This is a genomic window from Pedobacter antarcticus (assembly GCF_900103515.1).
GTDB lineage: Bacteria > Bacteroidota > Bacteroidia > Sphingobacteriales > Sphingobacteriaceae > Pedobacter > Pedobacter antarcticus.
This window is the reverse complement of sequence record NZ_FNGZ01000014.1, coordinates 64,036-84,671: the sequence shown is the minus strand read 5'-3', so window position 1 is coordinate 84,671 and position 20,636 is coordinate 64,036. Positions and strand designations below refer to the sequence as shown.

Here is a 20,636-nt window from a genome sequence, read left to right as displayed (position 1 = left end):
CAGAAGGCAGGAATTTCTTCCAGGGGCAGTGTGCCATCAGGAATATGAATATTTTCTGCCGGAATATCAATATGGTTAAAAAGGTTTTCCTTCATGAAGGTGACATAGCTCTGCGCTGCATCCGGCTGCATAGGATAGTACTCATCCAGGTTAAAGCTCACTACATTGTAGAAACTCAGGTTTTCTTCGCGGTGCATGCGCACCAGTTCTGCATATACAGCAACAGGGGTTGCGCCGGTGGCCAGTCCGATCACTGCCTTTTCCTGCTTTTCCTGTTTGTCGCGGATGATTCCGGCAATACGCCTGGCTACGTTGACAGATGCAGTTGCCGGATTATCAAATACAGAAACGGGCAGTTTTTCAAAACGCGTTTCTTCCAGAAGATTTAATCTTGCCATTCTATAGTTCATTTTGGTTATACGTCAAACTTAAGCAATCCATCCTTTAGAAACCTGTGCAAACGGTTGACTGTTTTTAAAAATACCAGGTATGGACGCGGTCAGGAATCGGAAAATTGTTTAATCGTTATGTATTTCCGGCTCAACTATGATTATCAGGAGAAAGATTCTTTTTTTTTGCGCTTAATTATAGCGCAAACGTTTGTGAATAGCTTGTAATGAAGTGATGCCCGCGTCAGGCAGATCAAATAAATCAGCACGTACCCCAAAAAAACAATACGTTACAGACAGAATAATTGTAGTTTTATTTGAATTTAGGCCGCATCATATTCTATTTTAACACCAGCATGAGAACAATCTGTTTATTTTCATTTTTTGCTGTTTTATTTTCTCTCAGTGCAGTAGCACAGGAAGACAGTATTACTGTTGGTATATACCCGAAATATGACGAGGTGGGTAAAGTCCACCGTTACTTTTTCGGGGAAAACTACAGGAAAGAATACGCTTTGCAGACCAGGGTCCCTATTATCCGGTTATCAAATATTCATGGCGGGCTTAAACCATTGCGCAGGGGTGGCGGTTTCCAGTCACATTCATTGCGGTTGGAAGATAGTCAGGGAAAAGAATGGGTACTGCGCAGTGTAGAAAAATACCCTGAGTCGTTATTACCTGAGAACCTTCGTGAAACATTTGTTTTAGATGTGTTGAAAGATAATATGTCCGCCCAGCACCCTTTCGCAGCGCTTGTTGTTCCAGAACTAGCAGAAGCAGCCGGTGTTGCACATGCAAAACCAAAGATTGGATGGGTGCTTGCCGATCCTTTATTGGGCGAATTTGCGCCGGTATTTGCAAACACACTCTGCCTTCTGGAAGAAAGGGAGCCAGATGGCGATTCTGACAACACGCTTAAAATGTTCAGAAAACTGGTCGAGGATCATGATAACAGACCCGATGGAATAGCTTTTCTCAAAGCCAAAGCATTGGATGTACTCATTGGTGATTGGGACAGGCATGCCGATCAGTGGCGCTGGAGACCTGAAAAGGAAAACGGGAAGACCGTGTACAAACCGATCCCACGAGATAGGGATCAGGTTTTTTATCTGACTCAGGGCTTAATTCCAAAGTATGCACAAGCATCCTATCTGTTACCTTATATTCAGGGTTATGAAAGAAACGTCCAAAATATAAACTGGTATGTCTGGGAGAGCAGAGGGATTTCCACACGATTTTTAAGTGCTCTTTCTGAAGACGAATGGAATAGAGTTATCCGGGAATTTTGTGCCGCTATAACAGATGAATTACTAGAAAAGGCAGTAAGTAAACTTCCAGAACCAGGTTACTCGCTGAGGCATTCCAGTCTGATTGCACAGCTTAAACAAAGACGAGCTACCCTGCCCGCGATGATGAACGATTATTATCACTTTCTTAACCGGATTGTAGATATCCAGGGCAGTAATAAAGCGGAACTTGTGCATTTGAAGAGTAATGCAGATCAGTCCCTGACTTTAACCATGCAGTCTCTGTCGAAAAACGGTAAATTAAAAGATACCCTGGTTCATAAGACTTTCGACCCTGCGCTGACCAAAGAACTAAGAATCTATTTGCATGATGGAAATGATAGCCTGGTGCTGGACAATCAAAGTTCAGAAATCGCTGTCCGCATTATTGGCGGGCATGGTTTCAAGTCTTATCATACTGAAAATGCATACAGGAAGGTAAAACTCTATGATAAACCAGACAGTTCAGTGTTCACTGGTATTCAAAACCGGTTTAAACTTAACCTTTCTGCAGATACCGCAAATCTCTCTTACCGGCAGACGGACCTGTACCATAAAAGCCGTTATCTGTTAAATGCCGGCTATAATAATGATGATGGGATTTTACTAGGTTTATCTGTGAAATACATGAATCCGGGGTTCCGCAAATTCCCATATGGGAATACACAGTCTTTTTCATTTGTACATTCATTTTCTACACAAGCTTTTAAGTTTCATTATACGGGTGAATGGACCAGAATTATAGGTAAAGCAGATTTCATCTTGCAGGCCAGTGCTTATGCTCCGAATAATACCAGGAATTTCTTTGGATTGGGTAACGAGAGCATTTATGACCGCGAAAGTCAGGCGATCCGTTACTACCGGACGAGGTTTAGTCTCTATCAGTTAGATCCGGCATTGCGCTGGGGGCAGGGGAAGCAGATATTTAGCGTGGGACCATCCTTACAATACTATCATTTTAATGCGGACAGTCAGCAGGATAGGTTCATTGCTCAGACTGATCAGTTACATACCGCAGATAGCCTGACCATCGATAAAGAAAAACTGTTTGGCGGTTTAAAGTTTAAATATACGATAGATAGCAGGGACAATATATTAATCCCTTCCTCGGGAATGTTTTTAGATGTGGGGATTCAGGGATACCTCGGGTTAAATAATTATGCCAATAATTTTGGGCAGCTGAATGCCAGTGCAGCATTTTATAAAAAGTTGGATAAACGTGCTAATTTTGTTATTGCAGACCGTTTCGGCGGAACTCTTACAGCTGGAAAACATACATTTTATCAGTCTGCCTTTATCGGTGGAGAAGGGACATTACTTGGGTTCAGGCAGTACCGTTTTGCCGGCGACCATAGTTTCTATAATAATTTGGAGATGCGGGTTAAATTAGCTGATTTTGTTAGCTATGTATTACCGGGGCAGTTAGGGTTGGTCGGATTCCACGACATTGGTAGAGTTTGGAGAAAAAATGAAAATAGTGACCGATGGCATCAGGGTGTGGGCGGCGGTTTTTATTTCGCGCCGGCTTCGATGGCAATGATCCGGGTTATTGCCGCCCATTCAAAAGAGGGGTGGTATCCGTACCTGGCTTTGAATTTCCGCTATTAGCCAAGGTCTGAACATTGATAAACACTAGATATATATGACGAACAGCGATATCTGCAGTACTGAAGTGCTGCTTGAAAATGAAAATGTACTACTGAGGGCACTGGAGCTTACAGACCTCGAATACCTGCTTCCATTTGCACTGAATGAACCTGAATTATGGTACTATTCGCTGCATTCCGCTGCAGGAGAAGACCAGATGAAAGCTTATATCAAAGCTGGCGTGGAAGAACGGAAAAATGGAAAGTCCTATCCCTTTATAGTTTTTGATAAGAAAAGCGGTACATATGCCGGTGTGACCAGATTTTACGATATTAATGCTGAATTTAAAACACTGCTTTTGGGATATACATGGTATGGAAAAGCTTATCAGGGTACCGGGTTGAACAAAAATTGCAAGTACCTGCTTTTTCAGTTTGCGTTCGAACAGTTACAGATGGAAAGAATTGAATTCAGGGCTGATGCTGAAAATTCCAGAAGTATTGCAGCGATGAAAAGCCTCGGCTGTAAGGAAGAAGGATTGTTAAGAAGCCACATGCCGAATGGGCAGGGCGGGAGAAGGGATAGTGTAATTTTGAGTATGCTGCGCGGGGAGTGGTTTACTGAACACAGTTCCCGCCTGCTTGAAAAGCTATAAACCTGCTTGAAAACCTGTTTTATATTATACGTCTAAACGTATCTCTCTTCGATCTAATATTTTTGTTTTGTGTTTTATTGCGATATAAAATTTTGTTTGAATCCTGATTTGTAGCAATATTTGCTGATTTTCCCTTACGCATAGGAGATTGATGCATTTCCATACACTTTGTCTGTACAGGGAAGTTAAAGAGCCCTGTTTTTTTTATCCAAACAAAGCTTTAAATATGGCAACGATCAGTCCTTTCATAGCACTCAGGCCCCAGGCCGTTTACGCAGATAAAATGTTATCTCTGCAATCTTTAACCCCCGACCTTAATCCGAAAGGGAGAATTGCACAGCATCTCGATCACGATTTTATTTCGGGGAGCCATACCAGTAATCCGCGAATACTGGACAACCTGCAGAGAATGATGCGTTCAGGTGAGCTTTATCTGGAGGATAAGCCATGTATGTTTGTTTACGAGATTACTGAGAACGGAACTGTTCAAACTGGAATTTGGACATTGACGGATCTTAAAGATTACGACCAGGGTCTGATTAAAACGCATGAAGCGGCGCAACATTGCAATACCGGTGATCTCGTGAATTACCGGGCGGAGGTAGGTTTGGAAGGTGCGCCTGTGCTGCTTACCCACCGGCCTTCAGCGGCAATTAAGTCCGTGCTTTACCGGATCAGGCAGGAGGAAGCAGACAGCGTGTACTACGCAAATAAAGTTTTTCATCGTATCTGGGCAATAGCTGATATCCATAGTATTCGTCAGATCAGCCGGTGTTTCGCAGATTTACAGGCAGTATACCTGGTGGACGGACATCACCGGATGTCGGCAGCTATAAATTACAGGACGCTCAGAAAGCGTAACCGGTGCGAAACCGGAGAGTTTGACTTTATCTCTTCCTTTTACATGTCCAGCGAGCAGCTCAAGGTAAAAGAATACCACAGATTAGTGTTTCCTCATCAAGGAGTAGAGATAGATCAGGTATTTAAGGAGCTGAAAAAGATATTTTCGGTGACCCGGTCCATTAGAAATGAAGTGGTCATACCTTATAAGAAGAGTGATTTTGGGATGTTTATAGCGGGCAAATGGTATAACCTGATGTATAAACAAAAAGATGGCAGCCGCGTAGCAGATACCGCATTACTGCAGGAGCAGGTATTGAAGCCGATGTTCAAAATCGACGATCCTGGCAGAGACCCTAACCTGGTTACTATTGGAGGCGCAGACGCGCTCGAGGTTTTACAAGAACAATTGCATCTGCATCCGCTTGCCGTTGGTTTTACATTAACAGCAATGACTACGGAACAGATTATTGAGGCGGCGCAACAGGAGATACTGTTGCCACCCAGATCGACATGGATTGAGCCGAGGATACCTTTTGGAATCATTTTGCGTAAAATAGAAGCGGATTTGTCCTTAAAATATGAGATCTTGTCTGATTGAACCTGCAGACTGGTCTTTCCGGGTCTGGTAGGTTAAAATCGTTTAATAATTGGATAACAATTTGTGGTTTTTTGTGGAAAAAAGGACTTTTCTTTAAGAAACCAATTATAACCTGAAGTACTTTTAACGGACCAAATGAAAAAAAATACTTTTGCAGTATCCCTGATCATATCTCTTTTCTTCCTTTGGGGATTTGCTCTAAACTTAAACCCAATCTTAATTCCACACCTGAAAAAAGCATGTCAGCTGACAGATACTCAATCTGCTTTTATTGATTCAGCATCCTATATAGCCTATTTTTTATTGGCTATACCTGCTGGAAAAGTCATGAAGAGGTTTGGGTACAAATGGGGAATAGTAATAGGCTTATTACTCTTTGCAGTTGGGTCGTTTCTTTTTTATCCTGCTGCTTCCACACGATCCTATGTTTTTTTTCTTGGCGCACTGTTTATTATTGCCAGTGGTCTTGCTTTTCTTGAAACTGCAGCCAATCCTTATATTACAGTATTGGGCGATCCAGAAGGGGCGGCAGGGAGAATCAACTTTGCTCAGAGCTTTAATGGACTGGCTGCGACGCTTGCTCCTTTTCTTGGTGGACTCTTTATCTTGTCAGGTGAATCGCTAAGCCCTGAACAGGAGGCTGCAATGTCTCCGGCACAGCTCGATCATTACCTGAATATGGAAGCCTCATCGGTACAGATTCCATTTTTAATTATCGGCGCAGTAGTCCTGCTTGTCGCTGTTTTTCTGATGCGTACACCATTACCTGAAATAGAAGAAAGCGATCAGGAAACCGGTCATGAAGGGTCTTTGCTTAAACATAAAAACCTCATGTTTGGTGTAGTTGCAGAGTTTTTTTATGTAGGTGCACAGGTTTGTATCAGTAGTTTCTTTATTCGCTTTGCTGAACAGGTGGCGGGAATCGCAGAAAAACCTGCAGCGATGTATCTGTCGGGTGCCCTGCTCGGTTTCATGGTGGGCCGGTTTATAGGGACATTCCTGATGCGTTACGTCGCTCCTGCCAAATTACTGGCACTTTATAGCCTGGTTAATATTGTATTGGTACTTGCTGCAGTATTGCTGGACGGTTATGCTTCGGTATATTCACTAATTGGGGTTCTATTCTTTATGTCGATTATGTTTCCAACGATATTCTCTTTGAGTATCAGAGGTCTGGGTTCAAAAACAAAAGAAGGTTCTTCGTTACTTATTATGGCTATTGTTGGTGGGGCTGTCTTCCCGGTAATTATGGGTAAATTGTCTGATATGACTAATATACATCTGGCTTATATTGTCCCCGTTTTTGCATTCATTGTTATTTTCTTCTTTGCCCTGCGAAACTTAGGCGTAAAGAAACTGAAACTTTCTCAGGCACATTAATTCCGTCATGATAGACAGTCATCAGCATTTCTGGATTTATGATCAGGTAAGACACAGCTGGATTCCTGATGAATATGCAGCGATACGAAGGGATTTTTTGCCAGAAGATCTGGCGCCCGTTTTGCTGGAAAATCAGATCTCCGGTTGCATTGCCGTCCAGGCAGAACAAACGCTTGCTGAAACAGACTTCTTGCTTGGTCTGGCAGCAAATAGTCCCATCGTTCTTGGCGTGGTTGGTTGGGTAGATCTCCGAGGAAATCAATTGGAAAAGGAATTGGAATATTACAGTTCTTTTCCCTTGCTTAAGGGTTTCCGTCATATACTTCAGGGAGAACACGAGAGAGATGCGTTTCTTCGGCCCGACTTTACAGCTGGCCTTGCCCTGCTCGAAAAGTATGGTTTTAGCTATGATATTTTGGTACATGCAGACCAACTGCAATATATACCCGCTCTTGCGGCAGCATTCCCTGGATTGGCTTTCGTATTAGACCATTTAGGGAAGCCGGATATTGCATCGGGAGAGATCTCTTCCTGGAAAAACCATATGCAGGCCATTGCCGCCTTCGATAATGTTAGCTGCAAGGTATCGGGAATGATAACTGAGGCGGATTTGAAAAATTGGAAGCCCTCCGATCTCCACCCTTATCTGGATACTGTAGCAGCGTTATTTGGTATGAACAGGCTGATGTATGGATCGGACTGGCCTGTATGTCTGGCGGCCGGCTCGTACGCAGCTGTTAAAGATATAGTGTTAACGCACTTCGGCACATTTTCCGATGCCGAACAGCATGCCTTTTTTAATGGAAATGTCTCTGCCTTTTACAAGCTCTGAAGTTTTTTATATACATTGGCATAATAAACAGACATATCAAATAATAGCTAAACCTATTTATTCATGAAAACAACTTTACTATGTTTTGCTGCCGCAGGACTGTGCTTTACTGCTTGCCAGTCGGGTAGTCAGCAGCAGGTGGCGGCAGAAGCAGATTCTGCTGCAATCAAAATGATCAATGACTCCAGTTTTGCCACACGCCTCAGAACAATTGCTTCTGATGAGTTTGAAGGTAGAAAACCGTTCACGAATGGTGAAACTAAAGTGATCAATTATCTCAAAGAACAGTTTAGCAGTCTGGGGTTGAAGCCAGGGAATGGAGATAGCTATTTTCAGGAAGTACCGATGGTGGAGATCAGGTCTACCCCGGAGTCGAAATTAGTCTTTACCGGTGCTAAAGGCAAAGTAAGTGCAGACTATTTAAAAGATTTCGTGGCTGCTACACGCCGGGTGCAGGAAAATGTCAGTCTGGAGAACTCGCCCGTAGTGTTTGCCGGTTATGGGATTGTTGCGCCGGAATATAACTGGAATGACTATGCAGGGTTGGACGTGAAAGGCAAAACTGTTGTCGTGATGATTAATGATCCTGGATTTTCAGATTCCACTTTGTTCAAAGGCGAGAATATGACTTATTATGGACGCTGGACATATAAATTTGAAGAGGCAGCCCGTCAGGGAGCAGCTGGTATTTTGATTATTCATGATACAGAACCTGCAGCTTATCCTTGGTCGGTTGTTCGTAGCGGATGGTCAAAATCTAAATTACAGCTCGAAGAAAAAGATAATAACATGTCGCGGGCAATTATGGAGGGCTGGATCAGCCTGGACGTTGCCAAACAGCTGTTTAAATTAGGTGGGCAATCAGATGCTTTATTTGCGTCGGCTAGAAAAAAAGGCTTCAAGGCGGTAGATCTAAAGGTCACTACCGGAATGAAGATTACTAATACAATTAAAAAATCTATATCTAATAATGTAGTAGCTGTTATTCGTGGAACGAAAAGACCACAGGAGAATATTATCTATTCGGCACACTGGGATCACATAGGAATAGGCGAGCCGGTAAAAGGAGACTCAATTTATAACGGGGCAGTCGACAATGCAACAGGTGTTGCCGCCTTATTGGAGATTGCTGCGGCTTATCAAAAAGCGGCCATTAAGCCAGAACGTTCCATAGTATTTGTCTCTTTCACCGGAGAAGAGCAAGGTTTGATCGGTTCGGAATTTTATGCCAAAAATCCGGTTTACCCTTCTGCCTCGACCGTTGCTGATATTAATATGGATATGATGGGGATTGCCGGCAAAACTAAAGATGTGGTAGTGTATGGATTTGGTCAGTCAGAACTGGAGGACTATGCCGCTGCTTCTGCAAAGAAACAAGGTAGGGTATTGGTTCCTGATCCAGTTCCATCATCTGGTTTGTATTACCGTTCAGACCATTTTAATTTCGCAAAGGTCGGTATACCGTCACTCTTCACCGGCTCTGGTGTGGACAGTTTTAAGCATGGAAGAGAGTGGGGGCTGCAACAAGTAGCAGACTACACGAAATCGCGTTATCATGCACCTCAGGACAACGCAGACGCGATCACAGACTATAGTGGAATGGTTGAAGATGCCAGGCTGTTATTTGATATGGGCTATACCATGAGTATGGAGTCTACTTTCCCTTCCTGGAAAGAAGGTTCTGAATTTAAAGCTATACGGGATAAGAAATAATCCTTAGAGATACAGGTTAAAATGAAGAGGAGTTACACGAAATTTCTGTTAACCTCTTCATTTTAACCTGTATTCTGATATTTAATCTATTCGTTTTCTTTTTAAAAAAGGGGCTGTCGCACGGTTCTGATAACCATGAAGTCCGGCATTGAAAAGTATAATTAAAGTACATAGCAATGCTGTCCAGGCAACAGCAGGATTAATCTCCCAATTTTTTACAGCAATTCCAATTATTCCCCATGCAGCTGCACTCGCATACTCACGCATGTTTCTTCTCCAGATCATTAGAATAAATATCGCTGTAGCGATAACCAGCAGCGCTATTGCCCATAGCTCAGGTTCCAGGGGCGCACCTGACCATCCTGTTGAAACCAGCCAGGCGGCTATATTCACAATTACAGCGACGTTTACCCAGCCAAAATAGAGACTGAAAGGCCACCATAAGAAAAATATAATTTGAGGCGGGGCATCCCAGCGCTCCATATTTGTACGCAATACAATTCGAAGCAATGACAGAAAAAGTGCAAGGATCAGTATAACGGATAATCCAGGCATGTCTTGTACAAAGGCAATGACCCAGGCTGCGTTAAATAAGTTTGCTAGGATAAAAGACCACCCAATTTGCAAGACAAAGCTAGTATCTGCCCTTTTTGAAAACCAGTCCCGGATCTGATAAATGCCGAATGCTAATAAGCCTAGATATATGATGCCCCAGATACTAAAGGCGTATCCGGCAGGGGTGAGCAGGTGTTCATATTTAGCGGAGATCTCACCTATGGCCGGATTTCCGAAATATTTGCTGTTTACCAGGTAATTAACTGCAATTGTCAGGATTAATGACAGCAGATTTAAAATTTGTAAGATTTTTTTCATCGTCGGCAAATTTTTCAATTGAAAAAGAAAATACCTTCAGCTGATTAACGCTAACAGGGTATTAGCAGAATATTACTGGTCATTTTACTGGAAACCGTTTGTGGCGGCCCATTATTAATGGAGATGATCATAGACTGATCAAATTCCAGTTTATCCAGTACTTCAATACTGGAACCCAATCCAAGCTGTAATTGTTTAAGATATTTCAGAAAAGGTGTGCTTGTGTCTCTTACGCTCCCTACTTTACCCATTTTCCCTATTTCCAGGTCACTCAAAAGGATATTTGCATAAACTGGCATCTTTCCGTTTTCTGCCGGAATCGGGTCTCCATGCGGGTCAAATGACGGGTTGCCTAAAAAGGCATCGAGTTTTGCAGCCAGTCTGTCGTCTTGAATATGTTCCAGTTGTTCGGCAATATCATGAACCTCATCCCAGTCATAACCCAGTTTCTCCACTAGAAAAACCTCCCAAAGACGGTGTTTACGGATAATATCCAGAGCCGATGCTTTTCCGGGAGGAGTAAGTTTGGCCCCGTTAACTTTATCATAGGAGATTAGCAGTTTTTCCTGAAGCTTTTTTATCATATCAATTACAGAAGCAGGATTATTATCCAATGCAGCTGCAATTGCTTTGGGGCTCACTTTTAGTCCATTTTGATCGATATGATAAATGGCTTTAAGATAATTTTCTTCGGAGTAGGTTTTCTTCATGATTTTGTCTGCGTACAAAAATATAAATATTTAACTAGTTTCATTAATTAGGTTAATCTAATTATATATATTTGGCAAGTCTAATAAAATATCGACTACGTAACTAATTAATGCCATGAAACTATTTTTAAGCTTTATACTTTTGCTCTCTGGACTGTATACCAATGCGCAGCAGGGGCAGCTGTCTGGTGAAATTACCGCTGCAGGAAAACCATTAAAAGGCATTCAGCTCGAATTGAGGAAGACCAACATCCGTGCAGAGACCGATAGCAGCGGGCGATTTCAGTTTGAAGGGATCCCGGAGGGGAAATATCAGCTTACTGCAGTTGGCACCGGTTATTTTCAGCAAACAATGCCGGTTGCCATCATTGCGGACAGCACTGTGCAAATTAATATGGTATTAAAGGCAGATGCAGATGATCTGAATGAAATTGTTGTTACCGGTACAATGAAAGCAGTGAGCAAGCTGGAAAGTCCTATTCCTGTTGAGGTCTATACACCTGCTTTTTTCAGGAAGAATCCTACTCCAAGTTTATTTGAAGCTGTTGGACAAATTAACGGGGTACGGCCGCAGATTAACTGTAGTATCTGTAATACAGGCGATATACATATTAATGGAATGGAGGGGCCTTATACTTTAATCCTGATAGATGGGATGCCTATTGTGAGCAGTCTATCCAGTGTTTACGGTTTGAGTGGTATTCCAAACAGTCTGGTGGAACGTATAGAAGTGGTGAAAGGACCTGCCTCTTCGCTTTACGGTTCGGAGGCAATGGGTGGTGTAATTAACGTCATTACGAAAAATGCGGTCAAAGCACCTCTGTTTAGTTTTGATGCTTTCAGTACCTCCTGGAGAGAGTATAATGTAGATGCAGGGGTAAGGTTTAGAGGAAAGGGCTGGAACAGTCTGCTGGGTGTAAACTATTTTAACGCGCAGCATCCGATGGACAATAATGGGGATGGCTTTACCGATCTGACCATGCAACACCGGATCTCTGTTTTTAATAAATGGAATTTTACCCGGAAAGAAAACCGGGAAGCCAGCCTCGCCGCACGTTTTGTAAATGAAGACCGATGGGGCGGGCAGATGGACTGGACAAAAGCAGACCGTGGTTCCGATGATGTCTATGGTGAAAGTATATATACCCGCAGGTGGGAGCTCATTGGTGTTTATCAGTTACCGTTGAAAGAAAAAATCATGACGCAGTTTTCTTATAACTGGCATGATCAGAATTCGTATTATGGAGATGTACCTTATATGGCTACGCAGAAGAACTATTTTGCACAGATGTACTGGAATAAGGATCTGGGTAAAAGACATAATCTTTTACTGGGAGGTACTTTCCGCTATAATTGGTATGACGATAATACGCCAGCTACATCCAGTGCAGACGGGTTAAGAAATCAGCCTGCAAAGACGCCTTTACCGGGGATTTTTATTCAGGATGAATGGAAAATATCAGATAAGAATACACTACTGGCCGGTTACAGGTATGATCATGATCGTAATCACGGATCTATTCACTCACCCAGAATTGCTTATCAGTACACCAAAAACCAGCGAAACACACTCAGATTTAGTATGGGTACAGGTTTCCGCGTTGTCAATTTGTTTACGGAAGATCACGCTGCCCTGACAGGAGCAAGAGAGGTTGTGATCACTGAAGCGCTGCAACCGGAAAGATCTTATAATATTAATTTGAATTATGTGTGGAAGATCCCTGCTGATTTTGGCTTGCTAAACATTGATGCAACCGGATTCTACAGCTATTTTACCAATAAAATTGTAGGTGATTTTGATCAGGATCCTACTAAAATCATTTATGCTAATCTGAACGGGCACGCCATCTCCAGAGGTTTTTCCCTGAATACCGAACTGGTCTTAAATTCACCATTGCGTATCACAGCAGGACTAACTTATGCAGATGTATATCTGGTAAATAAAAACGATGCAGGAACCAAAGAAAAAACCAGACAGTTGCATGCGCCGTTGTGGAGCGGTACATATGGCCTGACCTATACCTTTCCAGGAGACTTTATTGTAGATCTGACAGGAGTTTTTACCGGGCCGATGCGTTTACCTGTCCAGCCGGAAGATTACCGGCCAGAATACTCACCCTGGTTTAATATTGCGAATATTCAGCTGACAAAAAAATTAAAACATGGAGTGGAGATCTATGGAGGTGTGAAGAACCTGTTCAATTTTGTGCCGAAAGATGTGTTAATGAGGCCATTCGATCCATTTAATAAAACTGCAGATGATCCCATCAGCAATCCAAAAGGATATACTTTTGATACGGCTTATAATTATGCACCATTGCAGGGAATCAGAGTGTTTGCAGGTTTACGTTATCAGATTGACTGGAAGTGATTGATAAAAAGATAAAAACATTACCATCTTTTAGGTTTAATATTTGTTAGCCTTTCGATCAATTGTTTTTATGGAGTTACTGCATTCACTTTTTGGCGACGATCTCAGGGCCGCCGTACTTATTATTCTTAATCTGATAGTTATCGAAAGTCTGTTATCTGTCGATAATGCGGCAGTCCTGGCAACAATAGTTATGGATTTGCCAAAGGATCAGCGGAGCAAAGCTTTAAAATACGGAATAATCGGAGCGTACGTCTTTCGGGGTATTTGTTTGCTGATCGCTTCCTGGCTGGTAAAAATATGGTGGTTAAAACCATTGGGTGGATTGTATCTGCTTTATTTGGCTCTATCTTATTTTTTTAAGAAGAAGAAACCTGAAATATCTCCGGAAACGGAAGCTATTCAGAAAAAGCAGAATTGGTTTTACCGCTCAACAATCGGGCTGCTGGGCACATTCTGGGCAACGGTGGCACTGGTGGAAGTAATGGATCTGGCCTTCTCCATAGATAATGTATTTGCAGCTGTAGCCTTTACCGATAAAATGGGATTGATTTATACGGGTGTATTTATAGGAATACTGGCTATGCGGCTGGTCGCACAATTTTTCGTAAAACTGATGGAGAAATTCAAATTTTTAGAGACAGCTGCATTCCTTGTCATCGGACTTTTAGGCTTAAAATTGAGTTCTTCGCTTTACGTTCACCTGAGTCCGGATTCAAGTTTGGCTATTTTTCTGGAGGGCGAAAAAACAGATCTGTATGTTTCTGTACTCACTGTAGCAGTTTTTATCCTCCCGGTACTGAGTTCCCTATTGTTTAACTTTCCAAAAAAGCAAGTCTGAAATATATTTTTTATTGGTTTTAATTTGTTTTTAACCGGTTTGATAAAGTTTTCTATCGGTTAACTTAGTGACTATCAAAAAAATATAGATGTTAACAGTTATTTGGTGAAATCTTTGTGTAAATTGAATTGACGTAAGATTAATGGATTTAAACTCAGAACTCATGAAAAGATTACTTTCTTTATTTGCTGTACTCTGTCTGTGTATCAGCATGAGCATGGCACAAACTACTGTGCCTGCTACCAGGTTAAAAAAAGACGGTACGCCTGATAAGCGTTATTCCACTGCAAAGGAAACCAAGCCTGAGGTGAAACTTAAAAAGGATGGAACTCCCGATAAGAGATATACAAATACGGGGACAGCTACGACATTAACTAAACCTGAAGATGTTAAAACGCTCAAAAAAGTAAGCACTGCTCCGTCCAGAACAGCTGCGGCGTCCAGAACAACTGCTGCGGTAAAAGATTACAAACCAACTGTCGACAGAAGTCTCTCCGGACCAAATGGTGAGCAGATTCTTACAGGTCCGCGTGGTGGAAAATACTACATCAATAAAAATGGGAATAAAACCTATGTAAAAAGGGAAGCTAATTAAAAAAAATAGGTCAGATACTATTTAGAAATATGTAATTTGTTTGTCGGATATATTTTGTATCCGGCTTTTTTATTTTAAGAAATGATGAAATTATCTTGTTTTTCACTTTTGCTTGTTTTGGGTCTTTTCAGCAGTCGTACTGCCATAGCCCAGCAGCAACCAGCACCACAAACTGCTGTTTTGAATCATATTGCTGTTTATGTAACCGAGTTAAAACGGAGTGCAGATTTTTATACTTCAGTATTAAAGCTGCAATTAATGGAGGAGCCATTTAAAGATGGTAAACACGTTTGGTACACTTTGGGCCCTGCTGGTCAGTTACATTTAATTCAGGGAGCATTACAACCTGTTAAACCAAATAAGAATGAACATCTTTGCTTCAGCGTAGTGTCTATAGACGAATTCATTGCAGGTCTTAATAAACAAAAGGTTCCTTATGAAGACTGGGGCGGAGGCGCTAACAAAACTACATTACGCGTTGACGGCGTTAAACAAATCTATTTTCAAGATCCTGACGGTCACTGGATAGAAATTAACGACGAAAGAAAAGGGAAATAAAAATTTATGCAGCAGATTCCACGTAGTACCATAGAGAGAATTATTGCTCCTGTGCACCGTTTTATTAATTTGGAATATACAGGAGGAATTGTACTCTGCTGCAGTGTTCTGGTTGCGATAATATGGGCTAACTCCTCGTTTGCAGATGTTTACCATCATTTATGGGAAATTAATTTTAGCGTTGGTTTTGCAGGATTTACGTTGAATCATCCATTACACATCTGGATCAATGATGGGTTAATGGCTTTATTTTTCTTTGTTATCGGCCTTGAACTCAAGCGGGAATTTATGGATGGAGAACTTTCTTCCATTCAGAAAGCCTCTCTGCCAATGATGGCGGCGCTTGGAGGAATGCTTGTTCCGGCCTTGATTTATTGGTTTATGAACCGTGGAACGGCAGCTTCCCATGGCTGGGGTATTCCAATGGCTACCGATATTGCTTTTGCACTGGCGCTGCTCTCCATGGCAGGTAAGCATATTCCGCCTTCCGTTAAAGTATTTCTTTCTGCGCTGGCTGTTGCAGACGACCTGGGGGCTGTACTGGTAATCGCTTTCTTTTATACGGAGAATCTCAATTTTGTTCCGCTGGCAATTGCAGCAGGGCTATTAATTATTCTTTTTGCCGGAAACAGATTAGGTATCAGGGCTGTGGCATTTTATCTGATCATTGGATTAGGTGTCTGGGCTGGTTTTCTCCTTTCGGGGGTGCATGCAACGATTGCCGGTGTACTGGTTGCATTTACGATTCCGGCGGTGAGAAAAATAGATGAAAAATTATTCTCATCCAACCTTAGAAGGCTTTCTGACGAGTTTGAAAAGGACGTCCCAAAACGCGGAACATTTACAACGGCTCATCAGCATCATACAATAGAAGAAGTAAAAACGCTGGCACTGGCTGCAGAAACTCCGCTGCAAAAAATTGAACATGCGCTCCATCCATGGGTTGCATTTCTGATTATGCCTTTATTTGCATTGGCTAATGCAGGAATCATTATTGGCTCAGATTTCTTTACGGCTATACAGAATCCAGTTAGTTTCGGAGTGATTATGGGACTTATTGCAGGTAAATTTGTGGGCATTCTTGTGTTTACCTGGCTTATGGTTGCCAGCGGTCTGTCCCGGCTTCCTGAAAATGCAGAGTGGAAACATATTACCGGGCTGGCTTTACTGGCAGGAGTCGGTTTTACCATGTCGCTGTTTATCAGTAATCTGGCGTTTCAGAATCCCGAATATATTGAGCAGGCGAAGTATGGCATCTTACTCGCGTCAATTATCGCAGGTAGCTTGGGACTGACTATGCTCAAACTAAGTCGTTAGCCTGAATGTAGTGCATTTTTTGCAAACACTTTTATTGATTTCCTGTTCTAAAAAGAAAAGGAAAACTATGACATTCAGAAAAAATATATCTTCGGGTACAAACAATTCTACGCTGATAGCGGTGGGTGTGCTTGCAATTTCGGGTATCGTGCTGGCCCTTAAATATGCCTATAACAGTCAACCTGAAGCGAAAAAAAGAAACGGCAGTAATGGAGACAGGCTACATGAAGATCTGCGTGAAAAAGTGAGAGCGCATGCAAGTCATTTGCTGCCACATGGTGAGCAGCCCAGCCCGGTTAGACATACCATTAAATCAGACCTCCCCAAATCCAGACAGCTACCTCTTGATCCGGATAACTATGATCCTCAGTTTTAGTGTATTTGTTGAGTACATAAAATGTCAGACAGTTTGGCTCAATTTGTAAAGGTATTTCTTATGTAATATTAAACAGACAAATGAATTTCACGAAAACTTTTAATCAAATTGAGCGTTTATAGGTGTAAAAAATAAGCTGACTAGAATACTATGTCTTATAAAATACTTTTAATAGAGAACGACGAAAAATTGGTAGAAGTTTTACGCGAAATTCTGGAAAACGCGGGACATCAGCTTCATGTTCTTCCGGAAACTTATGATATCAGACCTATCGTGACTGAATTTCAACCTGATTTAGTCTTACTGGATTTCTTATTGCCTGGAATTAATGGAGGCGAGCTTTGTTCCCAGTTGAAGCGAATGGAGAAATATCAGCACATTCCCGTAATTATTATGTCGGCATTCCCCAGAGTAATGCTTTCATTGGGCGATTATGGCTGCAATGCGTTTATTGCGAAGCCATTTGATCTGAATAATTTACTGGAGCAAATAGGGGATTGTATTCACGAACCAGACCGTAGTTTTCTTGCTTGAAAACAAAGCGTCAGCTTTACTGATGCTGTATAAAAAAATACGTGTATAACTAACAGCCCCTGTTCCTTATCGGACAGGGGCTGTTTGCTTATTTGATAATTCTTGAAGCGCCTTACCAGAAGATACTATATAAAGCGACAATAATTCCGCAGATAATCAGAGCACCTGCAGCAAACGTTTTGTTGGTTTTAAACATACTAACATCAATATCAAGACCTTTAGGATTAACCCCGGTTCTATTTTCCAGTTTACTGATAATAAACATGGCTACGATACAGATTACAAATACGAAACCCATACGGTCAAGGAAAGGAATTTCGTACAACATACTACCATCTTTCTGTTCGACCAGTTTGGAGAATCCATAAGGACTAAGCCAGGAAAGATCTGTGAAGTTTGGCATTGCTTTGAATACGACAGAAAGGATAAAACCACCGATTGTTGCAAAAAGTGCTGCATTCGATGTAGTTCTTTTCCAGAAGAAACCCAGAATAAACATCGCGAATATACCAGGAGAAACGAAGCCGGTATATTCCTGTATAAATTGAAAACCACCTTTTTTATCGATACCCAATTGCGGCGCAATTATAATGGCTAATACCATAGCAACGATTACTGCAATCCTGCCGATAACCACCTGCTTGTTTTCATCCGCATCTTTATTAATTACTTTTTTATAAACGTCTAGTGTAAAGATGGTAGCGATACTGTTTGCTTTTCCTGCAAGTGAGGCGACAATAGCAGCAGTTAAAGCGGCAAATGAAAGCCCTTTCAGACCGGCAGGTAACAAATTAAGAAGAACCGGATAAGCGGAATCTGCATTCAGTGAACCGTCTTTCATCATGTCTGTAGCGAAGTTTCCATAACCTTCCTGATACAACACATAAGCTGCTATTCCGGGAAGTACTACGATAACAGGCATTAGTAATTTTAATCCTGCAGCGAATAATAATCCATTTCTTGCCGTAGGTAAATCTGCTCCCAATGCACGTTGAGTGATGTATTGATTACAACCCCAGTAATTCAGGTTGACAATCCACATACCACCGATTAGTACAGAAAGGCCCGGTAAATCCATGTAATGCGCATCTTCTTTATGGAAAATCATCTGGAAGTGATCTGCAGCACGGTCTTTAATGATACTCAGACCATTTAATACGCCGGTAGTGCCAAAATGTGTTGATACCAGCTCCAGGGCCAGGTAAGTTGTGGCCAGACCTCCCAGAATAAGGAAGAATACCTGAATAACATCTGTATATCCGATTACCTTCATTCCACCCAGTGTAATGATAATGGCAAATGCCGCAAGCAGATACATACAAGCAGTAATGTTGATACCAGAGATACTGTTAATTGCCAATGCGCCCAGATAGAGAATCGAAGTCAGGTTGACAACAACGTATAATAACAACCAGAAAATGGCCATAATCATTGCCACTGTACCATTATAACGCTGCCCCAGAAACTGCGGCATGGTATAAATCTTATTTTTTAGATAAACAGGAATAAAAAATATAGCGACAATAATCAGCGTAGCTGCCGCCATCCATTCATAGGTAGCGATTGCAAGACCCATGGTAAAGCCGGAACCGCTCATACCTATAAATTGCTCCGCCGATATATTTGAGGCGATCAGGGAAGCTCCGATAGCCCACCAGGTTAGCGAATCTTTAGCGAGGAAAAAATCTTTTGAATTCTCTGCCTGCGCCTGTTTTTTTCGGTATACCGTCCAGCCATAAAGGGCGACAATCAGGAAGTAAACCAGAAATACGACGTAATCGTAAGTACCTAATGAGTTCATGAAATTTTAAATTTGGAAGGTGAATATAGTTAAATATATCTATTGATGATATTTTCTAACAATTCTTGCTTACCGCTGATTGTTTCTGGTTCACCCTGCTGAATTGCATATTCCCTCAGCCCTTCCAATGTCATTTTTCCAGCTTCAAAATCACTTCCTGCACCACTGTCAAAAGAAGCGTAACGCTCTTTACGGATTTTGGTGTAATCTGAATGTTGAAGAATCTGATCTGCCGTGATCAATGCTCTTGCAAATGTATCCATTCCACCAATATGTGCATGGAACAGATCTGCCGCGTCTGTTGAATTTCTTCTGATCTTAGCGTCAAAGTTAATACCTCCTCCTTGCAAACCACCGGCTTCCAATACGATTAGCATTGCTTCGGTAACTTCGTTGATATTATTGGGAAATTGGTCTGTATCCCATCCATTTTGATAATCACCTCTGTTCGCATCCATTGAGCCAAGCAAGCCAGCATCTGCTGCTACCTGAACCTCATGCTGGAAAGTATGTCCGGCAAGCGTGGCGTGGTTAACTTCCAGGTTCAGTTTAAAATCTTCCAGCAGGTCATACTGACGCAGAAAACTAATCACCGTCGCAGCATCGTAATCATACTGATGTTTGGTAGGCTCACACGGCTTAGGCTCGATCAGAAAGGTCCCTTTAAAACCCTGACCTCTTGCGTAATCTTTAGCCGAATGCAGGAATTTTGCTAAATGCTCTTGTTCTCTTTTTGTATTGGTATTCAAAAGGCTCATATATCCCTCACGACCGCCCCAGAACACGTAGTTTTCACCACCAAGCGCAATAGTTGCATCCAATGCCGATTTTACCTGGGCTGCCCCATGTGCGAGTACATGGAAATTAGGATTGGTTGCTGCACCGTTCATATATCTGCGGTGAGAAAAAAGATTAGCGGTACCCCAAAGAAGTTTCACCCCACTTTCTGCCTGTTTTATTTTGGCATAGTCAACCAAAGCCTGCAGACGTCTGTCATTTTCTTTAATATCATTTGTATAATCTACCAGGTCGACATCATGAAAACAATAATATGGCAGGTTCATTTTGGTGATGAACTCAAATGCAGCATCCATTTTGTCTTTTGCACGTTCCACAGCGTCTGCTTTTTCGTTCCAGGGTTGCAGCAGGGTCGCTTCACCAAATGGATCACCACCAGTAGCTACAAATGAGTGCCAGTAGGCGCAGGCAAACTTCAAGTGTTCTTTCATGCTTTTGCCGGCAATTATTTTATTTTCGTCGTACCAGCGGTAGGCCAGTGGATTATCTGATTTTGTACCCTCGAACTGAATCTGTCCGATACCTTTAAAAAATTCTTTACTTCCGGTAGTTATAGTTGTCATATTTAAAATATAGATT

18 protein-coding genes are annotated in these 20,636 nt (G+C 41.9%); 13 read left to right on the top strand and 5 right to left on the bottom strand.

Annotation, left to right across the window (positions count from 1 at the left end; all coding sequences use genetic code 11):
• The coding region (locus BLR53_RS18530) for a 6-phosphogluconolactonase (protein WP_176763534.1) at window positions 1-398 on the bottom strand (398 nt) is incomplete at its 3' end.
• Window positions 399-745: 347 nt separating this feature from the next.
• Here BLR53_RS18530 and BLR53_RS18525 point away from each other — a divergent pair.
• The 6 genes from BLR53_RS18525 (at window position 746) to BLR53_RS18500 (ending at window position 9,283) form a co-directional block, all read left to right on the top strand.
• Complete coding sequence (locus BLR53_RS18525) at window positions 746-3,283, top strand: BamA/TamA family outer membrane protein (RefSeq protein ID WP_074591714.1); 2,538 nt, start codon at window positions 746-748, stop codon at window positions 3,281-3,283.
• A 34-nt stretch (window positions 3,284-3,317) separates the two neighbouring features.
• The gene (locus tag BLR53_RS18520) at window positions 3,318-3,917 is read left to right on the top strand and encodes a GNAT family N-acetyltransferase (RefSeq protein WP_037440204.1); all 600 of its coding nucleotides are present in this window, start codon (window positions 3,318-3,320) and stop codon (window positions 3,915-3,917) included.
• 226 nt (window positions 3,918-4,143) lie between these two features.
• On the top strand, window positions 4,144-5,358 hold the full coding sequence (locus BLR53_RS18515; protein WP_176763561.1) for a DUF1015 family protein: 1,215 nt from the start codon (window positions 4,144-4,146) through the stop codon (window positions 5,356-5,358).
• A 135-nt stretch (window positions 5,359-5,493) separates the two neighbouring features.
• Window positions 5,494-6,738 carry an L-fucose:H+ symporter permease gene (gene fucP / locus BLR53_RS18510; protein WP_037440200.1) on the top strand — a complete coding sequence of 415 codons (1,245 nt, stop codon included), beginning with the start codon at window positions 5,494-5,496 and terminating at the stop codon, window positions 6,736-6,738.
• Window positions 6,739-6,745: 7 nt separating this feature from the next.
• Window positions 6,746-7,570, top strand: a complete 825-nt coding sequence (locus BLR53_RS18505) for an amidohydrolase family protein (RefSeq protein ID WP_074591712.1) — start codon at window positions 6,746-6,748, stop codon at window positions 7,568-7,570.
• A 63-nt stretch (window positions 7,571-7,633) separates the two neighbouring features.
• Window positions 7,634-9,283, top strand: a complete 1,650-nt coding sequence (locus BLR53_RS18500; protein WP_074591711.1) for a M28 family metallopeptidase — start codon at window positions 7,634-7,636, stop codon at window positions 9,281-9,283.
• A gap of 81 nt (window positions 9,284-9,364) precedes the next feature.
• Here the strand turns inward: BLR53_RS18500 and BLR53_RS18495 are convergent, their stop codons facing one another.
• Together BLR53_RS18495 and BLR53_RS18490 are read right to left on the bottom strand one after the other, a co-directional pair.
• Entirely contained in the window at window positions 9,365-10,156 is a 792-nt protein-coding gene (locus BLR53_RS18495; RefSeq protein ID WP_037440194.1) for a hypothetical protein, read from the bottom strand.
• A gap of 50 nt (window positions 10,157-10,206) precedes the next feature.
• Complete coding sequence (locus BLR53_RS18490; protein ID WP_037440192.1) at window positions 10,207-10,866, bottom strand: metal-dependent transcriptional regulator; 660 nt, start codon at window positions 10,864-10,866, stop codon at window positions 10,207-10,209.
• Between the two features lie 115 nt (window positions 10,867-10,981).
• On the opposite strand from BLR53_RS18490, the gene BLR53_RS18485 reads away from it, so the two are divergent.
• The 7 genes from BLR53_RS18485 (at window position 10,982) to BLR53_RS18450 (ending at window position 17,458) form a co-directional block, all read left to right on the top strand.
• Window positions 10,982-13,237 (top strand): TonB-dependent receptor, encoded by a 2,256-nt coding sequence (locus tag BLR53_RS18485; RefSeq protein ID WP_074591710.1) that lies wholly within the window; start codon window positions 10,982-10,984, stop codon window positions 13,235-13,237.
• A 70-nt stretch (window positions 13,238-13,307) separates the two neighbouring features.
• Window positions 13,308-14,078: a TerC family protein gene (locus BLR53_RS18480; RefSeq protein WP_037440190.1), complete on the top strand. Its 771-nt coding sequence runs from the start codon at window positions 13,308-13,310 to the stop codon at window positions 14,076-14,078.
• Between the two features lie 163 nt (window positions 14,079-14,241).
• Complete coding sequence (locus BLR53_RS20105; RefSeq protein ID WP_218122999.1) at window positions 14,242-14,673, top strand: hypothetical protein; 432 nt, start codon at window positions 14,242-14,244, stop codon at window positions 14,671-14,673.
• Window positions 14,674-14,754: 81 nt separating this feature from the next.
• On the top strand, window positions 14,755-15,231 hold the full coding sequence (locus BLR53_RS18465; RefSeq protein ID WP_234797587.1) for a VOC family protein: 477 nt from the start codon (window positions 14,755-14,757) through the stop codon (window positions 15,229-15,231).
• 6 nt (window positions 15,232-15,237) lie between these two features.
• Window positions 15,238-16,548: a Na+/H+ antiporter NhaA gene (gene nhaA / locus BLR53_RS18460; RefSeq protein WP_074591707.1), complete on the top strand. Its 1,311-nt coding sequence runs from the start codon at window positions 15,238-15,240 to the stop codon at window positions 16,546-16,548.
• Between the two features lie 67 nt (window positions 16,549-16,615).
• Window positions 16,616-16,924 (top strand): hypothetical protein, encoded by a 309-nt coding sequence (locus tag BLR53_RS18455; RefSeq protein WP_037440183.1) that lies wholly within the window; start codon window positions 16,616-16,618, stop codon window positions 16,922-16,924.
• Between the two features lie 150 nt (window positions 16,925-17,074).
• Window positions 17,075-17,458 (top strand): response regulator, encoded by a 384-nt coding sequence (locus BLR53_RS18450; protein ID WP_074591706.1) that lies wholly within the window; start codon window positions 17,075-17,077, stop codon window positions 17,456-17,458.
• Between the two features lie 112 nt (window positions 17,459-17,570).
• On the opposite strand, the gene BLR53_RS18445 is transcribed toward BLR53_RS18450, so the two are convergent.
• Both BLR53_RS18445 and xylA read right to left on the bottom strand, forming a co-directional pair.
• Complete coding sequence (locus BLR53_RS18445; RefSeq protein WP_037440179.1) at window positions 17,571-19,259, bottom strand: sodium/sugar symporter; 1,689 nt, start codon at window positions 19,257-19,259, stop codon at window positions 17,571-17,573.
• 29 nt (window positions 19,260-19,288) lie between these two features.
• Window positions 19,289-20,620: a xylose isomerase gene (xylA, locus tag BLR53_RS18440; protein ID WP_074591705.1), complete on the bottom strand. Its 1,332-nt coding sequence runs from the start codon at window positions 20,618-20,620 to the stop codon at window positions 19,289-19,291.
• Between the last annotated feature and the right edge of the window lie 16 nt (window positions 20,621-20,636).